This window comes from Flavobacteriales bacterium (assembly GCA_016124845.1).
Taxonomy (GTDB): domain Bacteria; phylum Bacteroidota; class Bacteroidia; order UBA10329; family UBA10329; genus UBA10329.
Genome location: WGMW01000015.1, coordinates 34036 through 58894, shown reverse-complemented (window position 1 = coordinate 58894; position 24859 = coordinate 34036). Strand labels below are relative to the sequence as shown.

At 47.9% G+C, this 24859-nt stretch carries 26 protein-coding genes; 10 read left to right on the top strand and 16 right to left on the bottom strand.

The features are described from left to right. Positions 1 to 53: 53 nt before the first annotated feature. From GC178_07380 to GC178_07365, 4 genes are all read right to left on the bottom strand, one after another. Complete coding sequence (locus GC178_07380) at positions 54 to 1070, bottom strand: hypothetical protein (GenBank protein MBI1287388.1); 1017 nt, start codon at positions 1068 to 1070, stop codon at positions 54 to 56. Positions 1071 to 1254: 184 nt separating this feature from the next. Beyond that, positions 1255 to 1734 (bottom strand): hypothetical protein, encoded by a 480-nt coding sequence (locus GC178_07375; GenBank protein MBI1287387.1) that lies wholly within the window; start codon positions 1732 to 1734, stop codon positions 1255 to 1257. Between the two features lie 496 nt (positions 1735 to 2230). Then, positions 2231 to 2821, bottom strand: coding sequence for a YceI family protein (locus GC178_07370; protein MBI1287386.1), 591 nt, complete (start codon positions 2819 to 2821; stop codon positions 2231 to 2233). 69 nt (positions 2822 to 2890) lie between these two features. Beyond that, positions 2891 to 3721 (bottom strand): T9SS type A sorting domain-containing protein, encoded by an 831-nt coding sequence (locus tag GC178_07365; protein MBI1287385.1) that lies wholly within the window; start codon positions 3719 to 3721, stop codon positions 2891 to 2893. 182 nt (positions 3722 to 3903) lie between these two features. Here GC178_07365 and GC178_07360 point away from each other — a divergent pair, with 182 nt between their 5' ends. The 3 genes from GC178_07360 to GC178_07350 are packed head-to-tail and all read left to right on the top strand — an operon-like array spanning position 3904 to position 6237. After that, positions 3904 to 5085 carry an acyl-CoA dehydrogenase gene (locus GC178_07360; protein MBI1287384.1) on the top strand — a complete coding sequence of 394 codons (1182 nt, stop codon included), beginning with the start codon at positions 3904 to 3906 and terminating at the stop codon, positions 5083 to 5085. Next, positions 5082 to 6011 carry a hypothetical protein gene (locus tag GC178_07355; GenBank protein ID MBI1287383.1) on the top strand — a complete coding sequence of 310 codons (930 nt, stop codon included), beginning with the start codon at positions 5082 to 5084 and terminating at the stop codon, positions 6009 to 6011. Before GC178_07360 ends, GC178_07355 begins: the two co-directional genes overlap by 4 nt. Positions 6012 to 6030: 19 nt before the next feature. Beyond that, positions 6031 to 6237: a hypothetical protein gene (locus tag GC178_07350; protein ID MBI1287382.1), complete on the top strand. Its 207-nt coding sequence runs from the start codon at positions 6031 to 6033 to the stop codon at positions 6235 to 6237. Positions 6238 to 6386: 149 nt separating this feature from the next. Here GC178_07350 and GC178_07345 read toward each other — a convergent pair whose 3' ends face one another. Further along, positions 6387 to 7667: an MFS transporter gene (locus GC178_07345; GenBank protein MBI1287381.1), complete on the bottom strand. Its 1281-nt coding sequence runs from the start codon at positions 7665 to 7667 to the stop codon at positions 6387 to 6389. Between the two features lie 172 nt (positions 7668 to 7839). On the opposite strand from GC178_07345, the gene GC178_07340 reads away from it, so the two are divergent. From GC178_07340 to arsC, 3 genes are all read left to right on the top strand, one after another. Beyond that, a complete protein-coding gene (locus GC178_07340) occupies positions 7840 to 8292 on the top strand; it encodes a RecX family transcriptional regulator (GenBank protein ID MBI1287380.1) in 453 nt (150 codons plus the stop codon). Positions 8293 to 8397: 105 nt separating this feature from the next. After that, positions 8398 to 9498 carry a peptide chain release factor 2 gene (locus GC178_07335; GenBank protein MBI1287379.1) on the top strand — a complete coding sequence of 367 codons (1101 nt, stop codon included), beginning with the start codon at positions 8398 to 8400 and terminating at the stop codon, positions 9496 to 9498. Between the two features lie 179 nt (positions 9499 to 9677). Continuing rightward, a complete protein-coding gene (gene arsC, locus GC178_07330; GenBank protein MBI1287378.1) occupies positions 9678 to 10016 on the top strand; it encodes an arsenate reductase (glutaredoxin) in 339 nt (112 codons plus the stop codon). Between the two features lie 227 nt (positions 10017 to 10243). On the opposite strand, the gene GC178_07325 is transcribed toward arsC, so the two are convergent. Beyond that, a complete protein-coding gene (locus GC178_07325; protein MBI1287377.1) occupies positions 10244 to 11434 on the bottom strand; it encodes a T9SS type A sorting domain-containing protein in 1191 nt (396 codons plus the stop codon). 57 nt (positions 11435 to 11491) lie between these two features. Between GC178_07325 and fumC the strand changes: the two genes are divergently transcribed. After that, positions 11492 to 12892 carry a class II fumarate hydratase gene (gene fumC, locus GC178_07320; protein MBI1287376.1) on the top strand — a complete coding sequence of 467 codons (1401 nt, stop codon included), beginning with the start codon at positions 11492 to 11494 and terminating at the stop codon, positions 12890 to 12892. A gap of 76 nt (positions 12893 to 12968) precedes the next feature. Next, positions 12969 to 13226, top strand: coding sequence for a hypothetical protein (locus GC178_07315; GenBank protein ID MBI1287375.1), 258 nt, complete (start codon positions 12969 to 12971; stop codon positions 13224 to 13226). On the opposite strand, the gene GC178_07310 is transcribed toward GC178_07315, so the two are convergent. Genes GC178_07310 through GC178_07290 form a run of 5 tightly spaced genes read right to left on the bottom strand, consistent with a single transcriptional unit; the run spans position 13227 to position 18466 of the window. After that, entirely contained in the window at positions 13227 to 14318 is a 1092-nt protein-coding gene (locus GC178_07310) for an NTP transferase domain-containing protein (GenBank protein ID MBI1287374.1), read from the bottom strand. Continuing rightward, the gene (locus GC178_07305) at positions 14315 to 15598 is read right to left on the bottom strand and encodes an aminotransferase class I/II-fold pyridoxal phosphate-dependent enzyme (protein MBI1287373.1); all 1284 of its coding nucleotides are present in this window, start codon (positions 15596 to 15598) and stop codon (positions 14315 to 14317) included. The genes GC178_07310 and GC178_07305 overlap by 4 nt, the downstream gene beginning before the upstream one ends. A gap of 55 nt (positions 15599 to 15653) precedes the next feature. After that, entirely contained in the window at positions 15654 to 16262 is a 609-nt protein-coding gene (locus tag GC178_07300) for a sprT domain-containing protein (GenBank protein MBI1287372.1), read from the bottom strand. Positions 16263 to 16265: 3 nt separating this feature from the next. After that, positions 16266 to 18155, bottom strand: coding sequence for a ferrous iron transport protein B (gene feoB / locus GC178_07295; protein MBI1287371.1), 1890 nt, complete (start codon positions 18153 to 18155; stop codon positions 16266 to 16268). 20 nt (positions 18156 to 18175) lie between these two features. Then, entirely contained in the window at positions 18176 to 18466 is a 291-nt protein-coding gene (locus tag GC178_07290) for a ferrous iron transport protein A (GenBank protein MBI1287370.1), read from the bottom strand. 254 nt (positions 18467 to 18720) lie between these two features. Here GC178_07290 and GC178_07285 point away from each other — a divergent pair, with 254 nt between their 5' ends. Further along, positions 18721 to 19461, top strand: a complete 741-nt coding sequence (locus GC178_07285; GenBank protein MBI1287369.1) for an ABC transporter permease — start codon at positions 18721 to 18723, stop codon at positions 19459 to 19461. Further along, complete coding sequence (locus GC178_07280) at positions 19458 to 20216, top strand: ATP-binding cassette domain-containing protein (protein ID MBI1287368.1); 759 nt, start codon at positions 19458 to 19460, stop codon at positions 20214 to 20216. Before GC178_07285 ends, GC178_07280 begins: the two co-directional genes overlap by 4 nt. Positions 20217 to 20293: 77 nt before the next feature. On the opposite strand, the gene GC178_07275 is transcribed toward GC178_07280, so the two are convergent. From GC178_07275 to GC178_07255, 5 genes are all read right to left on the bottom strand, one after another. Next, positions 20294 to 21373, bottom strand: a complete 1080-nt coding sequence (locus tag GC178_07275; protein ID MBI1287367.1) for a T9SS type A sorting domain-containing protein — start codon at positions 21371 to 21373, stop codon at positions 20294 to 20296. Positions 21374 to 21437: 64 nt separating this feature from the next. After that, positions 21438 to 22442 (bottom strand): GTPase ObgE, encoded by a 1005-nt coding sequence (gene obgE, locus GC178_07270; protein MBI1287366.1) that lies wholly within the window; start codon positions 22440 to 22442, stop codon positions 21438 to 21440. 48 nt (positions 22443 to 22490) lie between these two features. Further along, positions 22491 to 23066 (bottom strand): adenylate kinase, encoded by a 576-nt coding sequence (locus GC178_07265; GenBank protein ID MBI1287365.1) that lies wholly within the window; start codon positions 23064 to 23066, stop codon positions 22491 to 22493. Between the two features lie 3 nt (positions 23067 to 23069). Further along, positions 23070 to 23615 carry a hypoxanthine phosphoribosyltransferase gene (hpt, locus tag GC178_07260; protein MBI1287364.1) on the bottom strand — a complete coding sequence of 182 codons (546 nt, stop codon included), beginning with the start codon at positions 23613 to 23615 and terminating at the stop codon, positions 23070 to 23072. 45 nt (positions 23616 to 23660) lie between these two features. Next, positions 23661 to 24839 (bottom strand): DUF255 domain-containing protein, encoded by a 1179-nt coding sequence (locus GC178_07255; GenBank protein ID MBI1287363.1) that lies wholly within the window; start codon positions 24837 to 24839, stop codon positions 23661 to 23663. Positions 24840 to 24859: the final 20 nt, after the last annotated feature.

The window sequence follows — 24859 nt, the reverse complement described above, 5'->3', positions numbered from 1 at the left end:
AGCGTCCCGCAGGGCGCTATTGCTTATAGGTTTTGTTGGCGGCAGTATTTTTTTTAATTCCATTCTTCCAAGTCTTTGTCATATGTCCTTTCCTTATTCAACAAATTGATAGTCCGTAATTCGTAGTTGTTGTCGTTTACTTCGTATTGCACTCTATTTGCAAAAATCCCTTCTACCAGGTTCAAGTCTGAATTTTCTTTAATTGCGTTGAAGTCAGTTGGATAAGAAGAGTTAACTTTTTTGAAGTGGTCAATTTGCTGTGACAATTTTCTTCCTGCACTTTCGGAAACATAGTCGTAAGTTTTTAAAGTCGCTAAACACAAGACCATATTTACCAAACCAAACCAAGTAATTATTCCTGCATATTTTCTTATTAGAGATTTCTCAGTGCTTCCCCAATACCAACGAGCTGTTATGGCACCTAAACCCATAATTATCATTATTGTCATAAAAGCAGCAATGCCTGTCAAGGACAATAAGAGTAAAGCAACCGAGATTGAGATATAAAGTAGGATTTTGGTAAAACTTTTAAAGGATAAACCACTTTTTCTAATCTTAAACGACTGAAGAATTTTTTTTCTGTCTCCCTTTTCGGCTTTCGCCAAACTTTTAATCAGTTCAGTCAGTTTGTGCTCGTCAATATTGATTTGTCCTAAATGAAGGTTTAGATTTTGAGCACCGATTTCTTTGTTAATCTTAGAAGCCCAGTTGTAGGGCTTTTTCTTAAAAACGAAAGTGTCGTCTGATACTATTGAGATAAATTTCTGTCCAAATATGTCGAGAGGATACGCGTCTATAATCTGTTCCCATTTAATTTGGTCTTGGTTTGTCGTCCTGTCCCAAATCCCGATTTCATTTAGGATAATTTGCGGTCGTCTATCAAATGATTGGAAAATTCCCACTGGTATTCCGAGTCCAAAAAAAGAAGTACAAAGCCAACCCATTATGTAATTCGTTGTCCCTGCTGGCTCTTGTGTTATCATCCAAACCCCGATAACAACAAATGGAATAGAAATCCCGATAATTTTCAGTCCTTTCGTTGTTGTCTTATGTAGTTTAAGTTCTGTCACTTGATGAGAAATACTATCTGTCGTTTTGGTTTTTCATATTGCCGCCAACGGTAGATAAAGATAATGCGTTAGAAACTGCCCTCCTGCCGCCATGCACGGACAGCGCAGAACGAAACTGAGACCGACTGACGCACCGTCACAAGAATTAGATTTAGCGGGTGTTGGCACCAGTTTTTCTTTCTTTTCAGGACGCTGACCATGCCATATGCATTAAGTCGTCAAACCATTCTTTTGGGCTTTCTTCAAGGAAGGACGTGTCCCTTTTTTCAACCTTTACCGACAGTGGTTGAATCGTTTTCCCTGTCAGCAATTTAAAGGCTTCGGAATTGTCAATTTCCAAGGTCATGTCAAGGGTAGGGTTTGTCAGAAAGTTACCAGCAAATCGGATGTCGGTTACCTTTTTGATTTTCAGTATCTCTTTGTTTGAATTCACCTTCAGTTCGTAGTCAGAATGTGGCTTCAGCGTCTCTTTTGGTTTGAGAAGCAAACTTGTCAGCGCAACAAGAACTGTTACACCGATAGCACCAAAACTCAAAATCATCAGAGTTGTCGTCAGGTCATTTCCGTTGTCAGTAACATGAGTGTCGGGAAAATAACGAGCCAAGGCCCCAATGATAGTAGGATACCAATTATCAGAACTGCGTTCAGCTTTTTCCGATTTCATGACAGATAAGTGACGGTCATTTCAAATTGGTGCCAACGGTGCGCCTAAAAGTATGGCGTTTTGAAACTACTTAGTTTTCGAGATACGGTAACGTTACAGAACGAAACTGAGACTGACTGACGTACTGTCGCAAGCATTAGATTTTAGCGGGTGTTGGCGTGTCGTGGTTTCTTTCTTTTTCAATTCGTTCCAGTCGTGTCGTTTCCAGAAAGTCTGTCGATGAGCTTTAAGGCCAGACTTCTCATCACCTTCACAAGTTTCCATATCAAATATGTCAATGCGAGAAGGATAAACGTTCCCGCCATCAGATTCCAATTTCGCGGATAAATTGTCGTGTGCCAACCAGGGATTAGGGATATCCCGAAGTCAGACGTCAAAAACCGAAGAGTTTCCTCAATGATTAGGAAACTAACAGCTATTCCGATAAGGTCGGCTATGAGTTTTCGATGCTTCATTTTCAATGCACGCCAACGGTAGATAAAGATACAATGAAGGGTTACTCCTCCTTTCGGAAAGGATGCATGCGGAAATAGACATCGACCTTGACCAGCTTGGCGATGTTGTCGAACACGGCTCCGGGTACTTTCACTTCGTGATCGGCCAGCACCAGTTCAAAACCTGATGTGAGTTGGGCAATGCTGTCCTGACAGACGATCTTCCCAACGAATGTGTGTGCCCTGTCCAAGCCATGCAAGCTCAACATTCCCGTTGCCTGAACCATGTAAACCGTGTCGATGGAAAGGTCGAGCGAATCGGAAAGTTTCCCACGGAAAGTGGCGTACTGAAATTTCTGCGGCTCCAGATAACCTTCGTTGAAATGCTCCTGCATCAAATGATTCTCAAATTGGAATGCGGCCACAGGAACCTGGATCTTCACCACCTGCGACATCATCTCAATCATGGCCGTGGAGGCATGGTTCACCGCCTTGATGTCTTCCAACGGTGTGTGCGAAAAGAACGAGACCGAACTGCTGTCGCTGCTGTAAACCGTTTGCGCCTCCAACTGTTGCGAAGCTGCGAAACCGAGCAATGCCACAGCACCGAAAAACCAACGTTTTAGAGAGGAAACCAAGCTTGAGGAAGCCATTTGGGTCATGCCGCTAAAAAACAAAAAAGGTGCCGTTAAGCACCTTCTTCGTTTTGCAATTTCTATCACTTATTTCACCATCAGTTTCTTGACGGTGGTGTTGCCGCCTGCTTCCAAACGCATCAGGTAAACACCTGTGTTCAGGCTCTTGGCACGGACATCGATCTTGATGTCAGCAACTCCTTTATGCTTCTCCTCGATCACTTTTCTTCCCTGCACATCATACAAGGTGATCATGATCTCCTCATCCACATCCTTTGCTGCCACATGGATCTCGTCCACTACCGGGTTCGGGTAAACTGAGAGTGCTTCCAGCTGCGCTTCGCTGATGCCAACGGAACTTTCGCTGAAAGTGAACGTCTGCGGCAGAATCACGTCTCCGCTGCTACTCCCGTTACCGTTTGCAAAGTTGAACGAACCGTAGAAGGTCACATCACCTGTTCCGGCCTGTGGTGCGGTCCAATCGAACGTGTAGGTCTTTGTACCTCCAGAACCGAATGTTCCGGTAATGAGCTGGGTAAGATATTTGGAACCACCGTTGAGGGTTGTTCCTGACATGGACGCGGTCAATGTACCCACCAAAGCACCCTGCTGCGTTTGCGGAGAAAGTGAAAACCCGAAAATGCTACCTCCGTTGGACATCGTGATGGTCATGTTGTAGGTCTGCTCGGCCACGTAACCTGTTGTAGGAATACCGGTCAAGGTAACGGTCTGATTTGTTGCAGCCGGTCCACCTGAGTGACATCCACTTCTGGCACAGGTATTTCCACCATCTCCGGGCGAACCGGTATTTCCTGCGGGAGCCGCATTGGGGTTTGTGTGTGCCGATCTGAAACTGTAGTCATAGACCATTCCGGTCATCAACAAGATCGAGAGAGCAAGGGTAAATTTCTTCTTCATGCAATTATGAGGTTTTGATTTTGGGCTAAAATAAATGTCAGCTTTAATTGGAAAGGCCGCATTACGGACAAATCAACCAAAGGTTCACCTGCCAAACAGGTTCAATCGGTAAGGGTTGCCTTCTTATTGACAGATTTTCCCCATCGGCTTTTTCTAATTTTGGCCACCTGATCATAAATAACATGGCTGACGACAGATATCAAGGACACGACTATTATTTGGTGGATGAACTGCTTACAGATGAGCACAAACTCATCCGCGAAACGGTGCGCTCGTGGGTAAAGCAGAACGTTTCTCCCATTATTGAGGAATATGCGCAGAAAGCGGAGTTCCCGCGACATCTGCTTCCCGGTTTGGGAGAGATCGGGGCGTTCGGGCCTTACATCCCGCACGAATATGGTGGCCCTGGATTGGACCAGATCAGCTACGGCATCATTATGCAGGAACTGGAACGCTGCGATAGCGGATTACGCAGCACCGCTTCCGTACAGAGTTCGTTGGTGATGTTCCCTATTTGGAGCTACGCCACCGAAAGCCAGAAGCAGAAATGGCTACCGCGATTGGCCACGGGAGAATTGCTCGGATGTTTCGGATTGACCGAACCGGACCACGGTTCGAACCCGGCAGGAATGGTGACGAATTTCAAGGATGCGGGCGACCACGTGATCCTGAACGGAGCCAAAATGTGGATCAGCAACGCCCCATTTGCCGACATCGCAGTGGTTTGGGCAAAAGATGAGGAAGGAACCATTCGCGGTCTGGTCGTAGAGCGCGGCATGGAAGGTTTCTCAACCCCAACAACCCACGGAAAGTGGAGCTTGCGCGCCTCAGCCACAGGCGAACTGGTGTTCGATAATGTGAAGGTTCCGAAGGAAAATGTGTTCCCAGAGATACGTGGACTGAAAGGTCCGTTGAGCTGCCTGAATTCTGCGCGCTACGGCATTGCATGGGGTGCGTTGGGTGCCGCACTCGATTGCTACGATACGGCCTTGCGCTATTCGAAAGAGCGTATTCAGTTCGGAAAACCGATCGGAAGTTTCCAATTGCAGCAGAAGAAATTGGCCGAGATGATCACCGAGATCACCAAAGCACAACTGTTGGTTTGGCGGTTGGGCGTTCTGAAAAACGAGCATCGCGCTTCGCCACAGCAGATCTCCATGGCCAAACGGAATAACGTGGAAATTGCGTTGCGAACAGCTCGCGAAGCACGCCAAATGCTGGGCGGAATGGGCATCACGGGCGAGTACCCGATCATGCGCCACATGATGAACTTGGAAAGCGTGGTGACCTACGAAGGCACGCACGACATCCATCTGCTCATTACTGGCATGGATGTTACAGGATTCAACGCGTTTGGAGGATGAAAAACCTGCTGCTGGCCATATTGATGCTCGTCCCATTTTGGGGTCGGTCGCAGCACAAGGAAGTTTCGTACGAACTCATCAACGAGATCGGCACCTTCAAACTCACTTCGCTCACGTTCTCGCACGAAAAGGACAACCGCGAAGGAATCACCTTCGTAACCGACAAGACGGGAAAGGATACGCTCTACCATTTGGATGAATTCCTGAACGGTTGGGTGGCAGTGAGCAACGATGGCCGCACGCTTGCGCATCTCATCACCGAGAAAAATGGCAAGCCGCTGGACGGTTGCCAACTTTCGTTTTTCCGTGATGGAAAGCATTTTGACACAGCATCACTTTTCCGATTTCTGAAATATGAACTTGACGATGTAGTGCAGCGTGACCGATTGCCCGAAAGCGGCTGGCTGAGGAACGACAGCCTGCTTCACAAAATGGCCTCGAACCCGTTTTACATCACAGACGACAAGCTCTATATTTCGATGGATGGCCCGAAGCTGATGGTGTTCGATATGAACGCCATGTTCCACATTTACACGGGCAACGGTGCCAACCATTTCTTTCAGAATTACTACTCCATTCCAAACGCTCCACTACGGAAAGAATTCACCTCGGAAGAATATTTCCCGATAGGTTTCCCAAAAACCGAGGATGGAAAAATGGTTGAAACCGCTGTTGCATCCGTCTTGAACGATAAGACCGCCATTCCGGAAGAAGCAAAATTCAGGGCAGAAGTTTCCTTGAAATTGAATGCAGATGGTTCGGCTGACATTCGGAAAGCCGCTGTTTTCAGCACCAAAACGAATGAGGAAGTAGCTTCAGAAAGCGAAAAACTGAAAAAAGGGCTGAACGGCTTGAAATTCGAAACTTCCTTGCTTCCGCCCGATCATCCTGCTTGGATCTTCAGCGACAACTTTTGGTTGAAGTGATCGATTTTTTGAGTTTAAGATGAAAGTCCTGTTAGACATCAAAGATCAAAAGGCTTTGCACCTGTTGGAAGTGCTTAAAAGCCTCCCGTACGTCAAAGTAAAACAGCTTACGGAGGAAAAAGCACTACTTCTGGCAGAGATAAAAGAAGCGGTTGACAACCTGAACCGAGTGAAAAAGGGAAAGTTGAAAGCGCGTTCTGCGAAAGACCTGCTGAATGAGCTTTGAGTATCGCCCCAATGGGGCTTAGACCGTGAGCGTCTACATCGATTCTACCAAAATTCCGTTCCTACAGGAACTGCGCAAATCCCAGCGGGACGATATGATGGTAGCTTGGAACAAGCATATTTAACCAAGCCCCATCGGGGCGATACGAATCACTCGGTACGAATTCGCATCGCTTCCAACCTTCCCAAAATCATCATCAAAGGAATTACCGAAACAAGGATGAAACTTCCGCTGATCACGTACGCCCAAATGATGTTGTTGGAGGCTGAGAAAAACGGTAATGCAAACAAGGTCAGCAGCAACCCGCGACCGGTGATATTGTACACGTAGAAAATGCTGTTGGCGCGGCCGATGATGTTATTCGGCACGTGATTGAAAAGGAATGTGACCCGCGTAATCCGCGTTCCCGCATTGGTGAAGCCGATGAGAGCCGAGAAGAGATAAAAACCAATAATGCTTTTGCTGAAAGCCACCAGCACAAATGAGCTTCCCGCCACCAGCATCATCATCAGAATGGTTTTGGCGGGCGCGAAATTCCGTGTCAGTTTCTGAATAAGAAATCCAGCGGCCAAGCTGCCCAGCGCGAAATACACCTCGCTGCTGGCATACACATCAGCACCCGCTTCCAGTTGGTTGTCTACGAAAATGGGCAGCAGGTACTGCACTTCTACCAACAGCACCACAAAAATGGAGTATGTGGCCAGTCCGAAAATCAGCAATTCCCTGTTCAATAGCAGAAAGCGCCAACCGCGCTTGAAACGTTCTACGACACGTTCCATATCGATGGGCAGCGGGTTCGCATCCACATACTTGATGAACGGAATGATGCACGCAGCGATCGCATAGGTTGAAGCATCCAACAGGAAGATCTCCCAGATGCGCCATCGCGCTATTTCAAACGGAAACACCACTTGAAATCCGAGGATGTCCAAGCTCCCGCCATCCGTTCCGGTAAGCAGAATGGCACCGAGCGCGCCCGAAAGCACATTGGTGCTCTGGCCCAGAACCTCGATCATTGAGTTGACACGACCATAATCGCCACGCGCGGCCAATTGCTGCGAGAACGCGTACAGATTCGGATAATGGATATTGAACCCGAAAAACGTGAAAACAAATACGAAACCGACCAGCCACAGAGGCATTTCCTGCATTTGCTGGCCGTACATTCCCGCACCGCCAAGCACCACAAAACCGACAATGGATGCGATCCAAAAGATGTTCTTGCGTGGGTAACGGTCGATCAACGTTCCAGCAAAAAGGCTCCAGAAAATGCTGATGAAGGTGGCCACGGCCAGCACTTTCCCGAACACCACGGATTCATGAACGATGGTGGCGAAATACCACGGAATGGCCATCATGGTGATACCTTGCGCAAAGCTGCTGATGACATGCGAAGCAAAAAGAAGCGAAAGGGCACGTTTGTTTTCCATTGGAGCGCGGCAAAGCTATGTGTAGTCCATGGTCGATAGACGATAGACCACGGAAAAACACGAAACAATTCTCATCCATTTTATTCTGACCGCATCTTTGAGACCATAACCCGAATGCTATTGACCATGGTCAATGGACTGTGGACCATCGACTAAACTCTACCTTCGAAGCATGGAAACGGAACGTTCTACACTTCTTGAAAAACTGCGCAAATACTGCGCGTATCAGGAGCGTAGCCACGCAGATGTGACACAGAAAATGTGGGATCTGAAAGTTCCGATGGAATGGCGAGACGAGTTCATCTTGTCTTTGATGAAGGAGAATTTCCTGAATGAAGAACGGTTTGCACGAGCCTTCGTGCGTGGTAAGTTCAACATCAAAAAATGGGGGCGCATCAAAATCATTCAAGGACTGAAACAGCATCAGGTCGGCAGCAAGTGTATTCAACTGGCACTGACCGAAATAGATGAAGACCGTTACTTGCAAACACTTCAGGAAACAATTGAACTGAAGAGATCTGATTTGAAAGAAAAGAATCCGTGGAAGCGGAAATCGGCCATTTATCGCTTCGCAACGCAGCGGGGTTTTGAGCCTTCGTTGATCAACGAGATATTGAGTCAATAGTCCACGGTCGACAGTCCATAGCGCTTTACATATCTGTTGACCATGGTCTATCAACCGTGGACTAATTCTCCAATCGTACATTTGCGCCCCCAATCAAACATCCGCATGGTCACAACCGATCAACTGAACGACCTTAAAAAACGCCTTACCGCTCTTCGCGGCTACTTGGACATTGACCGTAAACTACGTGAAATTGAAGAGGAAACGCAGACCACCCTATCGCCTGGTTTTTGGGACGATCCAGCGCAGGCCGAAGCATTGATGAAGAAGATCAACGGTAAAAAGGAGTGGACAAAAGCGTTTGCGGAAGCAGAATCGGCCTTGGAAGATCTGGTTGTACTTTTTGAGTTCAATAAAGAAGGCGAGGCCAGCGAAGAAGAGGTTGAAGCGCAGGAAGAGACGTTTACCGAATTGCTCGAAGACCTGGAATTTCGAAACATGTTGGGTGATGAAGGTGATGAGTTGAGTGCCGTGCTGGAGATCAACTCGGGTGCAGGTGGAACCGAAAGTTGCGACTGGGCCGGCATGCTGATGCGGATGTACATCATGTGGGCCGAGAAGAACGGTTTCAAGGTCACTGAGAATGATATTCAGGAAGACGATATTGCTGGAATTCGTTCATGCTCGCTTCAAATTGAAGGAGAATACGCTTACGGAAACTTGAAAGGCGAGAATGGTGTGCATCGATTGGTGCGTATTTCGCCATTTGACAGCAATGCCCGAAGACATACCTCTTTCGCTTCCGTTTTCGTTTATCCTGTGGTGGATGATTCCATCAATATTGAGATCAATCCCGCAGATATTTCGTGGGACACGTTCCGATCGGGCGGTGCAGGTGGACAGAACGTGAACAAGGTTGAAACGGGAGTGCGCGTTACGCACCATCCGAGTGGTATCATCATCCGAAACACCGAAAGCCGTTCTCAGTTGGCAAACCGAGAAGCTGCGCTGAAACTCCTCAAGTCTCAGCTGTACGACATTGAGCTTAGAAAGCGATTAGCGAAGCGTGCAGAGGTGGAAGGCTCGAAGATGAAAGTGGAGTTCGGAGCACAGATCCGTAACTACGTTTTTCATCCGTACAAATTGGTAAAAGACCTCCGTTCGGGAATTGAAACATCGGACGTACAAGGAGTAATGGACGGTGACCTGAACAAGTTCATTAAAGGGTATCTGCTGCAATTCGGAAACGAGGAAAAGACCTCCTAAATCCCCCAAAGGGGGACTTTTTATGAATATTGCACAGAGAACATCATGAGTTTGAGAGATTCACAGAGAAAAATGCTTGGTGAACTCTGTGCATCTTCTCTGTGTTCTCCGCGGTTAAATTGAATTCGTCATATTATCTCATTTTATTCGATGAGAACGCTTCACTAAGTTCGTAACCCATGAAAATCTACCACAACCCACGCTGTACAAAGTCCAGACAAACGCTTCAATTGATCCGCGAGGCAGGCATTGAACCAGAGATCATTGAGTATCTGAATGATGTACCTACCGAGGCTGAATTGAAGGAATTAATTGAAATGCTCGGCATCAAACCTTACGACCTGCTGAGACGTGGCGAAGCTGATTTCAAAGACAACTTCAAGGGCAAGGAGCTTTCGGATGATGAGTGGATCGCTGCCATGGTGAAATACCCCAAACTGATTGAGCGACCGATCGTTGTAAAACAAAAGAAGGCCGTCCTTGGACGACCTCCCGAAAACGTTAAAACGCTTTTATAAGTCTTAGTCGCGTGGCGCGATAAAAGCCGCCAGCTTCTCGCCCAATTCTGGGCTGAAACGCTCCATGAAAAGCAACGTTGCCATCAACGGAATCCACAGACCCAAGAAGGTCAACATCCAGAATCCAAGAAGCATATAAGCGAAAATTACAACGATACCAACTGTCATTTCTGTAGAATTTGATGGCGAAAGTAATGCTTGCGGTCAATATGCGCAAAATGAATTGATCAATTACGGATCAACTTTTCTGTGAATATCCCGTGGCCCGTTTCGACCTGTAAAAAGTAGATTCCAGAACTTGGCAATTCCAGACGTACAGTTTTCGATCGAGAAGTTTCATTCAGCACCAATTTACCGACCGCATCGAATACGCGGATTTTAGCCGAAACCGTGTTCTTAAATCGCAGCGAGAACTGTCCTTCTGAAGGATTCGGATAGACCGAAAATGGTTGTTCCACATTTGTGGCCTCCTCAACAGAAACCAGTTGATCCAATGTGTACTGACTGAAAAACCTCCAGATCTCCACGGAGGCTGAAAAATCGTGGCTCGTTACACCAATATCAATTGGAGCACCTGGCCACGTATGACCACCACCGTTTACTCTGTAGTGTTCCACGGTTGCACCATTATCACCTCCTGTATATAAGAAATGGTCCGTGGTGCAGCCATCAGTGGTACTTGTATTTGGCACAGCCGTCTGTACCGCTGTAGAATTGCAATTGTTGAAGTTGACCCAGTAGTCTACCACATCCACGATTGGCTGCGAACCAAGCGTTCCACTCCCTGTGTACGGAACCGTGGGGTCGGCCGTCCCATGGATTTCCATGACGGGCATCGGATGGGTCGGTGAGCAGGATGCAATTTGAGTGGTGACCATCGATCCTGTTACCGATGCCATAGCTGCAATTCTGTAGCTCAGATCGCACGCAAGTTTGTAGCTCATAAAACCACCATTGCTCATGCCTGTGGTGTAAACACGGTTCAGATCAATGTTGTATTCCGCGTTCAACGAATCGATCAGCGCAGAGAGAAAACCTACATCATCTACGGTTTCGGTCGGTACATCAAACGCATTCCAGAACGTGGTTCCTGTTCCATCCAACGTGCCGTTGGGATGCACCACCAAGAAATTGGCCGTGTCCGCGATGGCTCTGAAATCTCCATAAAGTTCCTGTTGCATCGCGTTGGATGTATAACCATGAAGGTTGAAGACCAACGGCACCGCTACCGAACCATTGTAACTGGCGGGAACATACAAACGGTAGTTGCGCTCAATATTGTCGTGGATGATGCTATCAACAATTGTGGTCTGCGCAAACAGCCCTGCAACAGGAAGCATCAGCAGTAGGTTAGTTAGAAGTTTCTTCATATTCAATTTCAGTATTTCGAATAAAGGTAAGGATATGTCAAAGCTCATTTGTTCGCGTGGGTTCAGACAATAAATTTGCGGCCGATTCAAACGAAAAAATTCATCATGTCAGATTTCAGAATAGAGAAAGACACCATGGGCGAGGTGCAAGTACCTGCCGATAAATATTGGGGAGCACAGACGGAGCGTTCGCGCAACAATTTCAAGATCGGGCCATCGGCCAGCATGCCGCTGGAAGTGATCTACGGATTCGCTTACCTGAAGAAAGCTGCAGCCCACACCAACTGCGAACTGGGAGTGTTGGATGAGAAGAAACGTGATCTGATCTCTGCCGTTTGTGATGAGATCCTTGAAGGAAAACATGATGACCAATTTCCGTTGGTGATCTGGCAAACAGGTTCTGGAACCCAGAGCAACATGAACTGCAACGAGGTAATTGCCAACCGTGCGCATGTGATCAGCGGTGGGAAATTGGATGACAAGGACAAGGTGCTGAAACCGAACGATGACGTGAACAAGAGTCAGTCATCGAACGACACCTACCCAACTGGCATGCACATCGCGTGTTACAAGATGGTGATGGAAACAACCATTCCAGGAGTGGAAATTCTTCGCGATACGCTGAAAAGGAAATCCGTTGAGTTCAAGGATGTGGTGAAGATCGGTCGTACGCACCTGATGGATGCTACACCATTGACACTTGGACAGGAGTTCAGCGGTTACGTTTCGCAATTGGATCACGGATTGAAAGCGTTGAAGAATACGCTTCCGCATTTGAGCGAATTGGCACTTGGAGGAACTGCTGTCGGAACTGGCATCAACACGCCAAAAGGTTATGCTGAGTTGGTAGCGAAGAAGATCGCAGAATTCTCTGGACTTCCATTCGTTTCTGCCGAGAACAAGTTTGAAGCATTGGCCGCGCACGATGCATTGGTGGAAACCCACGGAGCTTTGAAGCAATTGGCTGTTTCGTTGAACAAGATTGCCAACGACATCCGAATGATGGCGTCTGGTCCGCGTTCAGGAATCGGTGAATTGATCATTCCTGCCAACGAACCCGGTTCTTCCATCATGCCAGGAAAAGTGAACCCAACTCAGGCTGAGGCCATGACCATGGTTTGCGCACAGGTGATCGGTAACGACACAACGGTTTCCGTTGCTGGAACACAAGGACACTACGAGTTGAACGTATTCAAACCCGTAATGGCTTACAACGTGCTTCAATCAGCACGATTGATCGGAGATGCATGTGTTTCTTTCGATGAGCACTGTGCGCAAGGCATTGAACCGAACCACGCTCGCATCACCGAATTGGTGAACAACAGTTTGATGTTGGTAACGGCCCTCAACACCAAAATTGGTTACTACAAGGCTGCTGAAATTGCAGGAAAGGCGCACGCTGAAGGAACAACCTTGAAGGCTGCCGCTCTGGCATTGGGTTATCTTACTTCAGAAGAATACGATGAGTGGGTTGACCCGAAGAAGATGATCGGCAGTTTGGATTGATCCGAACGGAACACTTTGAAAAAGCCGCGTTTCAATGTTGGAACGCGGCTTTTTTGTACCTTCCAACATGGGTTACATGGGAGATGGGTTACCAAAGTGGCACTTTGACCGCCAGCGAAGAGTCAAACTCTTTGAACAACTGAAAAAGTATCAACCTGGCAGAAAACCCAAGAAACCCGATCCGTCCGAGAAAACTGACAGAACCGGTCGGCCCAAAAAGCGATATGATTGGATCATTCCTTTGCTTGGCGCCATCCTCAAGATCATCGCATTTCTGGCTATTTTCTATTCGTTCGCCATGATTCTTTCGCATGGCAAATATTGGCCAGAATAGCTACACGAACTTCTCGCCCTTGGTGGCTTTTACATCGTTGACGATACGCTTGATCTGCTGCTCGTCCTGCTGACGGCACACAAGAAGAATGTCATCATTCTCCACCACGATCATGTCTTTCATTCCCTGAAGCACCACCAATTTGTTCTTCGGAACATTGACAATGCAATTCTTCGAATCGTATGTAAGAACGTTACGTCCTTGGATCACATGACCATCTTCGTCCTTGTCTGAGTAGGAATACAACGAGCCCCACGTACCAAGGTCACTCCAACCGATATCCGCTGCAATGGTGTAAACATTCTTGGCCTTTTCCATCACGGCATAGTCGATGGAAATACTCTTGCATTGCATGTATGCCGTTTCGATGAATTTCTTCTCCTCACGCGTGTTGTACAAACCTTCACCATCTTGAAACAACTGAAATTCTTCGGGAACATGTGCTTCCAACGCTTTCAAGATGCTTTTCACCGACCAGATGAAAATACCCGCATTCCACAGGAACTCTCCGCTTTTCACCAGTTGCTTGGCCATTTCAAGGTCTGGCTTTTCGGTAAAACTCTTCACTTTATGAATGCCGTCATCACCTTCCTTCTCCTCAAACTGAATATAACCGTAACCTGTGTCGGGGCGCGTTGGTGTTATTCCCAATGTCAGCAGCGAATCGCTCGAACACGCCTCGGTCAGCGCTTTATTGATGAGGTCTGCATATTCCTTATCCTTCAGAATCAGATGATCGGAAGGGGCAACCACCATGCACGCATCTGGATTGATGGCCTTGATGCGGAAAGCCGCATAAGCAATGCATGGTGCCGTGTTTCTTCTTGATGGTTCCAGAAGAATCTGCGATGGGCGAATGCCTTTCAATTGCTCTTTCACCAAACCGCGATATTGGGCGTTGGTTACGATGTAAATATTCTTGGCAGGAACAACCTTTTTCGACCGCTCGTACGTCTGTTGCAGCAGCGATTTGCCTGTTCCAAGAATGTCGAGAAATTGTTTGGGGTGCGGTGTTCGGCTCATTGGCCAGAATCGGGAGCCGATTCCGCCTGCCATGATCACCACGTAGTGGTTGGGGTTTTTATTGCTCATTTTCTGAACGGAGCTAAAGCTTCGCGAAGGTTGTCTATCACAACCGAAATGGATTCTGTTTTCAATGTTCCAACGGAGATTCTGAACCAAGGACTTTGGCGCGAATCACCGAAACAGTAGAATGGTACGATGCCCACTTTTGCCTGACTGATGAGGAACATCGTCACGTCCTGCGCATCTGTGAATAACGTTCCATCTGGAGCGGTCTTGCCGATAAGATCGATCTTCACCGTCAGGTACATGGCACCTTCCGCTTGAATGGCATCTACTGGATATCCGACCTCGCGCAACGCGGAAAAGCCATTGTAAAGCTTGTTCACACGCTCCGAGATCATGTCTTTATGCTTCTGGATGGTTGCTTCCACAGCTCCTGTCTGGCCAAGGAATGCGGCCGTTGCGATCTGCTCTGGTTTTGGCGACCAAGCTCCCACGTGGCTCAGAAGCGCGCGCATTTTAGCGATCACTTTTGTTGGGCCGAAAGACCACCCTACACGCACACCTGTTGCGGCAAACGTCTTGGAAATTCCATCAACATAGATGGTGTACTCACGCATTTCTGGCCGAAGCGAAACGGGGTCGTAGTGCTTTGTATTTCCAAGCGTGAGCGCAGAGTAGATCTGATCGTACAACAGGTAAAGTGGCTTCTGCCCTACCCGCTTACGATTCTCCTCGATGATCAGGTCACATATCTCGGTAAGTCCAGCCTTTGTGAAAGACGTTCCTGTAGGGTTCAATGGCGAACACAGCGCGATCAGCGAAGCCCCCGACACATGCGGACGAATATCATCGGCCGTTGGCAAAAACTTATTCTCTGCCGTTGAGTTGACGACAACAGGCTCCGCGAAATTCAGATATGTGTAGTGGTTATTGTTCCAACTCGGAACTGGGAAGATCACCTTCTCACCACGATTCACGATGGCGCGATAGATCGCATAGATCAATGGACGCGCACCACCAGAGATGAGAACATCTTCCTTATCGTATTTCAACCCCTGACGCGACTCGATGAACTCACTCACCGCCTTTCGCAGCACTTCCATTCCGTTTGCCTGTGGGTAATTGGTCTGGCCGTCCTCGTAGGCCTGAATAATCTCATTCAAAAGTGCCTTGGGCAATGAATATATTTTCGGGTCGAAATCACCGATGGTCAAATTGGTGATCTGCTCTCCGTTGGCAATACGCGCATTGATCTCGCTTGCGATCTTGATGATCTCTGAACCGACCAAGTTCTCCGCAAGATCCGATACTGTAGTTGCCGTCTGTGTAAGTGATTCTGACATACTTCGTCTGAAAAGGGACGCGAAGATAACGATTAATCAGGGATCGGGAGTTGGCTCAAACCTCCACCTCCGCAATGGCACTTACAAGATACGTTTTGCCTGTTCCGACCTGCTCGCAGCGGAACCGTTTTCGCATGCGTTCTCCCTTCACGAAGCTGCGGTTACCGAGTTTGAATTCCGTTCCTTCGGGAATGTCCTCCAAAAGCACCGAATCTGTGCGTTCATCATAGCTGCGCAGCACACGCATCAGATCGAGGTCGCGCACGGTGGCTGATTTCGGATTGCGCATGTGCTTGCGAAGCTGCGTGAGGACATCTTTCGGAAACACACCTTCCACAAGAAAAGGTGCCATTTCCTCTTTGAATGCCTCTTTCCATTCCTTTCCGTGCGGCAACACTTTTCTACCATGACGTTCCCAATTGATGAGATGCGCCATTTCATGCACCAACGTGATGAGAAATGCGTACTGATTCAGGCTTCCATTCACCGAAATGCGATGGCCGCTGTTTCCCCACGGATGGCGATAATCGCCCGCTTTGGTCTTGCGGTCGCGAGTAATGGTGAGTTGGCAACGGTATTTTACGATCCGCGCAGCCAACGGAATTTCCGTCCCTTCGGGAACGAACGGACTGATGGCCTTTCTGATGCGCTCTTCGCGATCCATGCGCTAAAGTAAACTCGCCAAGCTGTAAACCGCAAGGCTCGAAACGTAGGCAACGCCCGTCATCATCACCAACTGGATCAGCGGCCATTTCCACGTGCCTGTTTCCGTCTTCACCACGGCCAACGTGCTCATGCACTGCATCGCGAAAGCATAAAATACAAGGAGTGAAAGCCCGAAGGGAAGACCGTAGAGCGGCTCGCCCGTTTTCGGGTCTTTCTGCGCGGCCATTTTCTCTCGGATAGAGGTCATTTCGTCTGCCGAACCCACGCTGTAGATCGTGGCCATCGTTCCTACAAATACTTCGCGCGCAGCGAAAGATGTGATCAGCGCAATCCCGATCTTCCAGTCGTAACCCAATGGAGCAATAACGGGATGAATGGTCTTTCCCAAAATTCCGATGTAGGAATTCTCCAAGAGTTCGGCATTCTTCTGCTGTTCAGCGTGTTCAACGCCCGCGTATTTCTTTTCGATGGTTTCGAAGCGGTCACTCGGACCAAAGGAAGCCCCCAACCACAGCAGCACCGAAACCAACACAATGATGCTTCCCGCACTTTTGACGAACTGCGTCACTTTCCTTGTGATCTCCATCAGCACATTGCTCAATTTGGGAAGCCGATAATCGGGGAGTTCCAAGATGAAATGGCTGTCTTCTGTATTCGGAATAGTGCGTTTCAGAACCAAAGCCGCAACCAGCGCCATGGCAACACCAAGAAGGTACATGAACAGCAGCGCCAAACCCTGAAAACCTATTGGAATGACCAACGCAATAAGCAATGCATAAACGGGTAAACGTGCCGAACAGCTCATAAATGGCGTGACCATAATGGTGATGAGCCTTTCCTTCCTGTTTGAGATAGTGCGTGCCGCCAGAATCGCTGGGACCGCGCAGGCCACGCCACCGATCAGCGGCACAATGGACCTTCCCTGCAACCCGAATTTCCGAAGCCAACCATCTGCAATAAAACTCACACGGGCCATGTAGCCCGTTTCTTCCAACAGGATCACAAACAGGAAAAGGATGGCGATCTGCGGTATGAAGATGATCACACCGCCCAATCCAGCCCAAATTCCTTCAACCAATAATCTTGAGAGAAAATTTTTGGGCAGAACCTCGGAAAGGAAATTCCCACCCACGGCAAACAGGTTCTCGATCCATTCCATGGGATAGGATGCCCAGGAATAGATTCCTTGGAACATCAGTCCCAACATGGAAAGGAAGATAATCAATCCCCAGATAGGATGTGTCAGTACATCATCCAGTTTTTTGGTGATCTCGTGCGCTGCAACAGGACTGTCTGCTTTAGCTCTTCCCAAGATTCGCTTGATGATAAAATGACGTTCTTCCTTCTCGCCATTCCAACCGACAACAGGTGTGTTGAGCGGATGTTGCAGGACCGCAGCTTTCAGTTCATGGATGCCGATCCCTTCCCGCGCGACTGTTTTCAGCACAGGCACTCCAAGTTCGGTGGAAAGCACTTCCAGATCGAGCTCGGCCGCTACGCGAGGCAGTTGATCGGCCATATTTAGAACCAGAATTGCTGGGATTTTCTGCTCAAGCACCTGAAGCGCCAGATACATGCTGGTTTTCAAATGCGAAGCATCGACAACGATCAATACAAGTTCAGGATGGTCTGGATTTGCAGCGTCCAAAAGTGCTTCGGCAGCAACTTTCTCATCCACAGAACGCGGTTGCAAACTGTACGTTCCAGGCAGGTCGACAACCTCCACCAATGTTCCGTTCTGTTTGAACGAACCCGACTTTTTCTCAACCGTTATGCCTGGAAAGTTCCCGACCTTCTGATGAAGACCTGTGAGTTTGTTGAAGAGGGACGTTTTGCCGCTGTTTGGATTGCCGACCAAAGCGACCTTCAACGTCTCTTTCCCTTCTATCATCCGTAAAATGGAGGTTTAGCTCAGAATGATTCTGGCTGAACTTGAATAAACGAAGCCTCTTTCCTTCTCAGGCAAAGTACGTGGTCAGAAACTCTGATCGCGATCGGATCGCCAAATGGAGCAATGCGCTCAATGGACAACCGTTCGCCTGCTACCACACCACGCTCGGCCAAGTACCCAGCCAACGTCTCATCCGAAAAGGAGGAAACGATTGCCTGTTGTCCGAGTGTAAGATCTTTAGCCGTCACGTTATTTAGAATGATTCTTCGCAGGACGAAAGTAGCTACAAAATCAACCGAATGAAGTACCAGAAATCACTTATACCCTAATCAGGGTATTGGGCGAGTGAGCCGTAGAATCGAGTTGCATTTGACCGAAATGCGGGCAATCGCAGTTCTTACCCTGCCTCTTTCGGGCGCAGCCGCCAAAAGCGAGAGCCGTTAACAGCAGGAAAATGAAGATGTGGTGACGTTTCATCGTTCGGCAAAGGTACATCTTGTGTTAACATCAAAACTGGAAACTTATTTCCGTGTGTAGGCAGATTATCTAATTTTAGGCGCGACACATGGGCTTATTCTATCACATCGGGCAGTACGTACTTTGGATGGGTCGCGTATTCAGGAGACCCGAAAAATGGAGCATCTATCGGCAACGGGTCTTTGAAGAAGTTCAAAATGTTGGATATGCTTCGTTGGGATTGGTAGCTATCGTCAGCACTTTCATGGGTGCGGTTCTCACCATTCAGTTGGCCTATAATATCGACAGTCCGCTCATTCCCATGTACACGGTCGGTCTCGGTGTGCGGGATTCACTTATTCTGGAATTCTCTCCTACCATCATCAGTATTATCCTTGCTGGTAAAGTGGGTTCGAGCATTGCTGGAGAGATCGGGACCATGCGCGTAACCGACCAAATTGATGCATTGGACATCATGGGCGTGAACTCAACGGGCTATCTGGTAGGACCAAAAATGGTGGCCGCCATCATCTGCAATCCTTTCATTGTGGTCATTAGTATGATCTTAGGGATGATCGGAGGTTATGCCGCTGGCATTCTTACAGGAGAGGTTGCGGGAAGCACTTTCATCTACGGAATCCAATATTGGTTTCAACCGTTTTACGTGACCTATGCACTTATCAAAACAGTGGTATTTGCAGTTATTATCACCACAGTTCCTGCTTACTTCGGCTATCATGCATCAGGAGGTGCCTTGGAGGTTGGCCGCGCAAGTACGGTATCGGTGGTTTACAGCATCGTTATCGTACTTACATTCAACCTTATTCTCACCCAAATGATCCTTCAATGATAGAAGTAAAGGGGCTGAATAAGAGTTTTGGTGATCACCATGTGCTGAAAGGAATTGATGCTCAGTTCATCAAAGGACAGGTCAACATCATTATCGGACAAAGTGGCTCTGGAAAGACCGTGCTTACCAAATGCATGGTCGGGCTGTTTGATGTAGATTCTGGAACCATCGAATATGATGGACGGGATTTCGCCTCCATGAGTTTTAAGGAAAAGAAGTCCATTAGAAAAGATATTGGGATGCTTTTCCAAGGTGGTGCGCTTTTCGATTCGATGACCGTGGAAGCAAATGTGATGTTCCCTTTGTCGATGTTTACCGATCAATCGATGGCTGAAAGACGTGAACGTGCTCTTTTTTGTCTTGAGAGAGTGAACCTTCCGAATGCCGCCAAATTGTTTCCATCCGAATTGAGCGGTGGTATGAAGAAGCGTGTGGCCATTGCACGTGCCATTGCCACCAATCCGAATTACCTGTTCTGTGATGAACCGAACTCAGGTCTTGACCCCAAGACGGGTCTTGTTATCGATCAGCTGATAAAAGAGATCACAGACGAATACAATATCACAACCATCGTCATCACCCACGATATGAACTCTGTGATCGAGATCGGTGACAACATCCATTTCATTTATAAGGGCGAGAAATGGTGGGAAGGCTCCAAGGAAGAGATCCTGAAAACGAATAATCAGGAAGTTGTGGATTTCGTGTATGCTTCAAAATTTATGAAGCGTGTGCGGGCCGACCTGGCGAAATGATTCCCACACTTTTCAATTCATGCCAAAAGAAAGGGCGGCCAATTGGCCGCCCTTCTATTTTCAGTCAGAGAGTGTTCTTATTTCAGAACCTCCATTCTCTTAGCCATTCTCTTTCCATCAGCATCAATCGTGTAGATGTAAGAACCAGCGCTCAATGTTCCAGCAGGAACATTCAAACGGTAAACTCCGCTGGCCTTAGCACCCTGAGCTGCATTGTAAACCAACTGTCCAGTTGTTGAATAGATGTTCACATCCACACGCTTTGCAGCAGTTTCCAAACCGTACTGGATAGTAATGTTGTCTGACGCCAAAGACGGGTTTGGATAAGTGGTCATTTTCACACCGTTCAAGAAACCTTGCTCTTCAATGCCAGTTCCGCTTTCAGCTACAACGGCAAAGATGGCCAAGTTAACATCCAAACCGCCTTGCAGCATGGCTGTACTTTGAAACCACAATGATTGTGAAGGACCAGCAGTTGGACTCAGCCCAATGCGCGTCCAAGTGTACAGGCCATCAGAATCACCATCGGAGTCAGCAAGAAGAACCAGTGTGTCCGCTGGTGTTCCGTACAAAGGAGAAATATCAAGACCAATTGCAAAATCGGATCCTACCCAAGCCTCAGAATCAAAATTCACCCAGGTCATGGATGGAAAGTTCGTATCTGCATCAGCGAAGGCAACATCAGCACTTGTCAACATAGTGGCAGATGGGCCATCAGCAGTTGCCGAGGTTGCCTGCACATCGTCAAATGCTCTGTTCGCAGCAATATTATAAAGCTTGGCTTTAGCCGCAGCCGGAGAACCACTGACGTCTTCTTTAGAACCGAAAATGAATCCGGCACCGATCACGGTATAAGCACTGTTTGCGAGGAAGCCTCTGGCGTACTCAAGATTGTATTGAACTTGGCTTGGGTTCTGTGGATTGGTAAGTGCATTGGTACCGAATACGTAACCGCTGGCAGAGCTATACTGGATAAGTGAGCCACCCAACTCATCCCAACCCAACGTATCGGTTGCCGTAGCAGCAGCATTTCCGTCAGTGGTTGGCAGTTCGATCTGGCGGGCGACAACTTTTGTCACTTCCTGCTGAACGAATGATTGCGCCATGGCCCCGCCTGTTACAGCAACAGCCAATAAAGACATGTAGATTTTTTTCATTTGTTAAAGATTAAGGTTGTGTTAATAGGGCGCTGAAAGTAAGTAATATCTGAGAACGAAAATGTTAAAATTGCTTATCAATATGCATTTTCTCCCAGAGCACATCTTTCAGTTCCTGTATTCCAGTTTGAGCAACCGATGAGATGTAGACAACGGGGATATCCAAGTTGATGGTGGAAGCCAACTCCTTTTTCAATTCCTCATCCAACATATCGCATTTGGAAACGGCCAGTACCCGCTCCTTGTCCAAAAGCTCTGGATTGTACTGCTCCAGTTCATTCAGTAGCACATGATATTCGCTTACCACATCATCCGCATCTGCGGGTACAAGAAACAGCAGAATTGAGTTACGCTCAATGTGGCGCAGGAAACGCAATCCGAGTCCTTTGCCCTCATGAGCACCTTCAATGATCCCCGGAATGTCTGCCATCACGAACGACTGATGATCGCGATAGCTGACGATACCCAAATTAGGAACCAACGTGGTGAATGCGTAATCCGCAATTTCCGGTTTGGCTGCCGAAACAACCGAAAGCAAGGTCGACTTTCCCGCATTGGGAAAACCTACCAATCCGACATCGGCCAGAATTTTCAATTCGAGAATTCTCCATTCTTCCTGTCCGGGCTCGCCCGGTTGCGCATAACGTGGTGTTTGATTGGTGGATGATTTGAAGTGGACATTTCCTCTTCCACCGCGACCTCCCGCAACAAGGATCTGCTCCTCGCCATCTTCGGTTATTTCAAAGAGGACTTCTCCCGTTTCGGCATCCTTGGCCACTGTTCCCAAAGGAACCTCGATGACCTCATCTTTTCCGCTGGCACCGGTTGCTTCCGATTTGCCGCCATTCTCACCACCCCCTGCAATGATGTGTTTGCGATAACGCAGGTGAAGAAGCGTCCACATTTGCTTGTTGCCGCGCATAATGACATGACCACCGCGGCCGCCATCACCGCCATCGGGCCCGCCCAACGGGTTACCTCGCGAACGGAACAGATGCGATGAACCTGCACCTCCTTTGCCGCTGCGACAACAGATTCGGACGTGGTCTATGAAATTGCTTTTCATAATCGGTAGGGGTTAGTGTAAGGGCGTATGGCCATACGCCCCTACCGCGGTTCAATCAGGCTTTGCAATGGCACTACAGATACGGCCAAAAATCTCCTCAATGGAACCAACGCCATTCACCAATCGGAGTTTTCCTTGCGATTTGTAGAACTCTGCAACCGGAGCGGTCTGTGCATTATAGACGTCAATTCTGTTTTGGATAACGGCTGGGTCGGCATCATCTGCACGGCCCGAAACCTCGGCTCTTTTGAGAAGACGCGTTTTCAATTCCTCTTCCGGCACATCCAACGCTACCATCATGCTTACGGAAGTGTTCTTCCCTTCAAGAAGTTTATCCAATGCAGCTGCTTGGGCAGAGGTTCGTGGGAAACCATCAAAGATGAAACCCTTGGCGTTGGGATTCTTCTCAACCTCAGCACCCAACATATTGATGGTCACTTCATCTGGTACCAACTCGCCTTCGTCCATATAGCTTTTGGCCAATTTTCCGAGGTCAGTTTCATTTTTGATATTGAAACGGAACACGTCTCCGGTTGAAATGTGAACGAGCCCATAGTGGCTGATCAATTTTTCTGACTGGGTTCCCTTTCCAGCTCCCGGAGGGCCGAACAGCACAATATTCAACATGGCTTAATTATTTGGTTTTATCTGGTAAATAGCTGGCAGATTGCGACCAAGACCGTCATAGTCCAACCCGTAACCCACCACAAATCTGTCTGGTATTTCCTGCCCGATGAAATCGATGCGATAGCTTCCTTGAAATGCATCTGGCTTGAACAGAAGCGTGCAAATGCTCACCGAACTGGCTCCAGCATCCAACATCTTCTGTTTGATCTCACCCATGGTTTTTCCCGTGTCCACAATATCTTCTAAAAAGACAACATCTCTTCCAGCAACATCAGTTCCTATCGGCATCATCTCCTTCACTTCTCCCGTGGATGACGTTCCACGATAAGAACTCACGCGTAGAAAGCTCACTTCGCAATTCACCGTGATCTGCTTAATAAGATCAGAACCGAACATGAAGGCTCCATTCAGCACAACAACAAAAAGAGGTGATTTTCCCTGAAACCGCTGATTGACCTTAACGGCCATTTCAGCCACGGTTTTTCGAACCTCATCTTCCGAGAAGTAAGGCACAAATTCGAGGTCGTGAAGTTGAATGGTATCTGCCATGAATAAGACCTGCAAATGTAGCAAACAACAAGGACTGAATGCTGCTTACTTACCGCCTTTGGCTTTCAGGATATTGTCTCGCAGATTCTCCGTTTCTTGAACGTTCTCCCCGCTCGCCTTTCCAACGGCAATGGCGCTGTCTGCCCATTTAAGCGCAGAATTATAGTCGCCCGATCTGTAGAGTAGCGCAGCATACGTGTCGAGATACATGTACTGCGGATCCAAGTCCACCACCTTCGACATCCAGCCGATGGCTTTGGCGATCACTTCCTTGTTCTCCGCGTTCAAGTAAATGGTCCAACTGTAATTGTTGATATCGATGAGGAAATTCTCGAACCCGTAGAAGTCGATCAATTTCTGAACGCACTCGGCAAAGCCGCTCCAATCTCCTTTTCCTTCACAGAATTTCAATTGATACATGGATTTCGAGGCTTCCAGATCGTCTTCAATAAACGTATCAGCGAAATCCAAAACCGTCTGTAGGTCGGATTCATCCTGGCTTTTCATCGCTTTCTGCAGCATTCCGTAAGCAATTCCTGAAACCTTCTCGTCTACCTCTACTTTTCCGTAAAGATCAGTGTATGCTTTTCGGTTTTTCAGGAATTCCTCAACGTACTTTTCTGTCAGCGGGAACTTGTACATCACCGACCATGCAGCTTCGCTCATCCGATCTTTCTGTGCCGAAAGCCACTTTTCCACTTCGCCTTCTTCTGGGTTTTGACGCTTTTCCTCCTTGTCCTTGTTGGTGAATGAATTCACATAGAAATCAGGAAATTCGACCTTGTCCGTGACCTTCGATGGGTAATTCGGTTGGTTCGACTCATCAAGGGCCGCCTTCACCGCATCCACAAAATCACTCGGATTCTCCTTGTAACCGAACATCTTCCCCGCAAGCTTTCCATCGGGCGTGAACATCAGGTAACTCGGATAGCCCAGCACACGATATTTTGCACCGAGCACAACGCCATCGCCACGCTCCATGTCAACCTTCACGGAAATGAAATTCTGGTTCAACACATTTGCAACCACATCTGTTGGAAATGTCTTTTCATCCGCGACTTTGCACCATCCGCACCAATCGGTGTAGCAGTCAATAAACAAGTATTTGTTCTGCTTTTTCGCCTCATCAAACGCTTCTTTCCAAGTTCCCTCAAACCATTTGGTCTGCGCAAATCCAAGCGTGTTCAGAAGTAGAAATCCAGCAATAAGAAATGTCGTTCTCATGAAATTCGATTTGTGTTCAA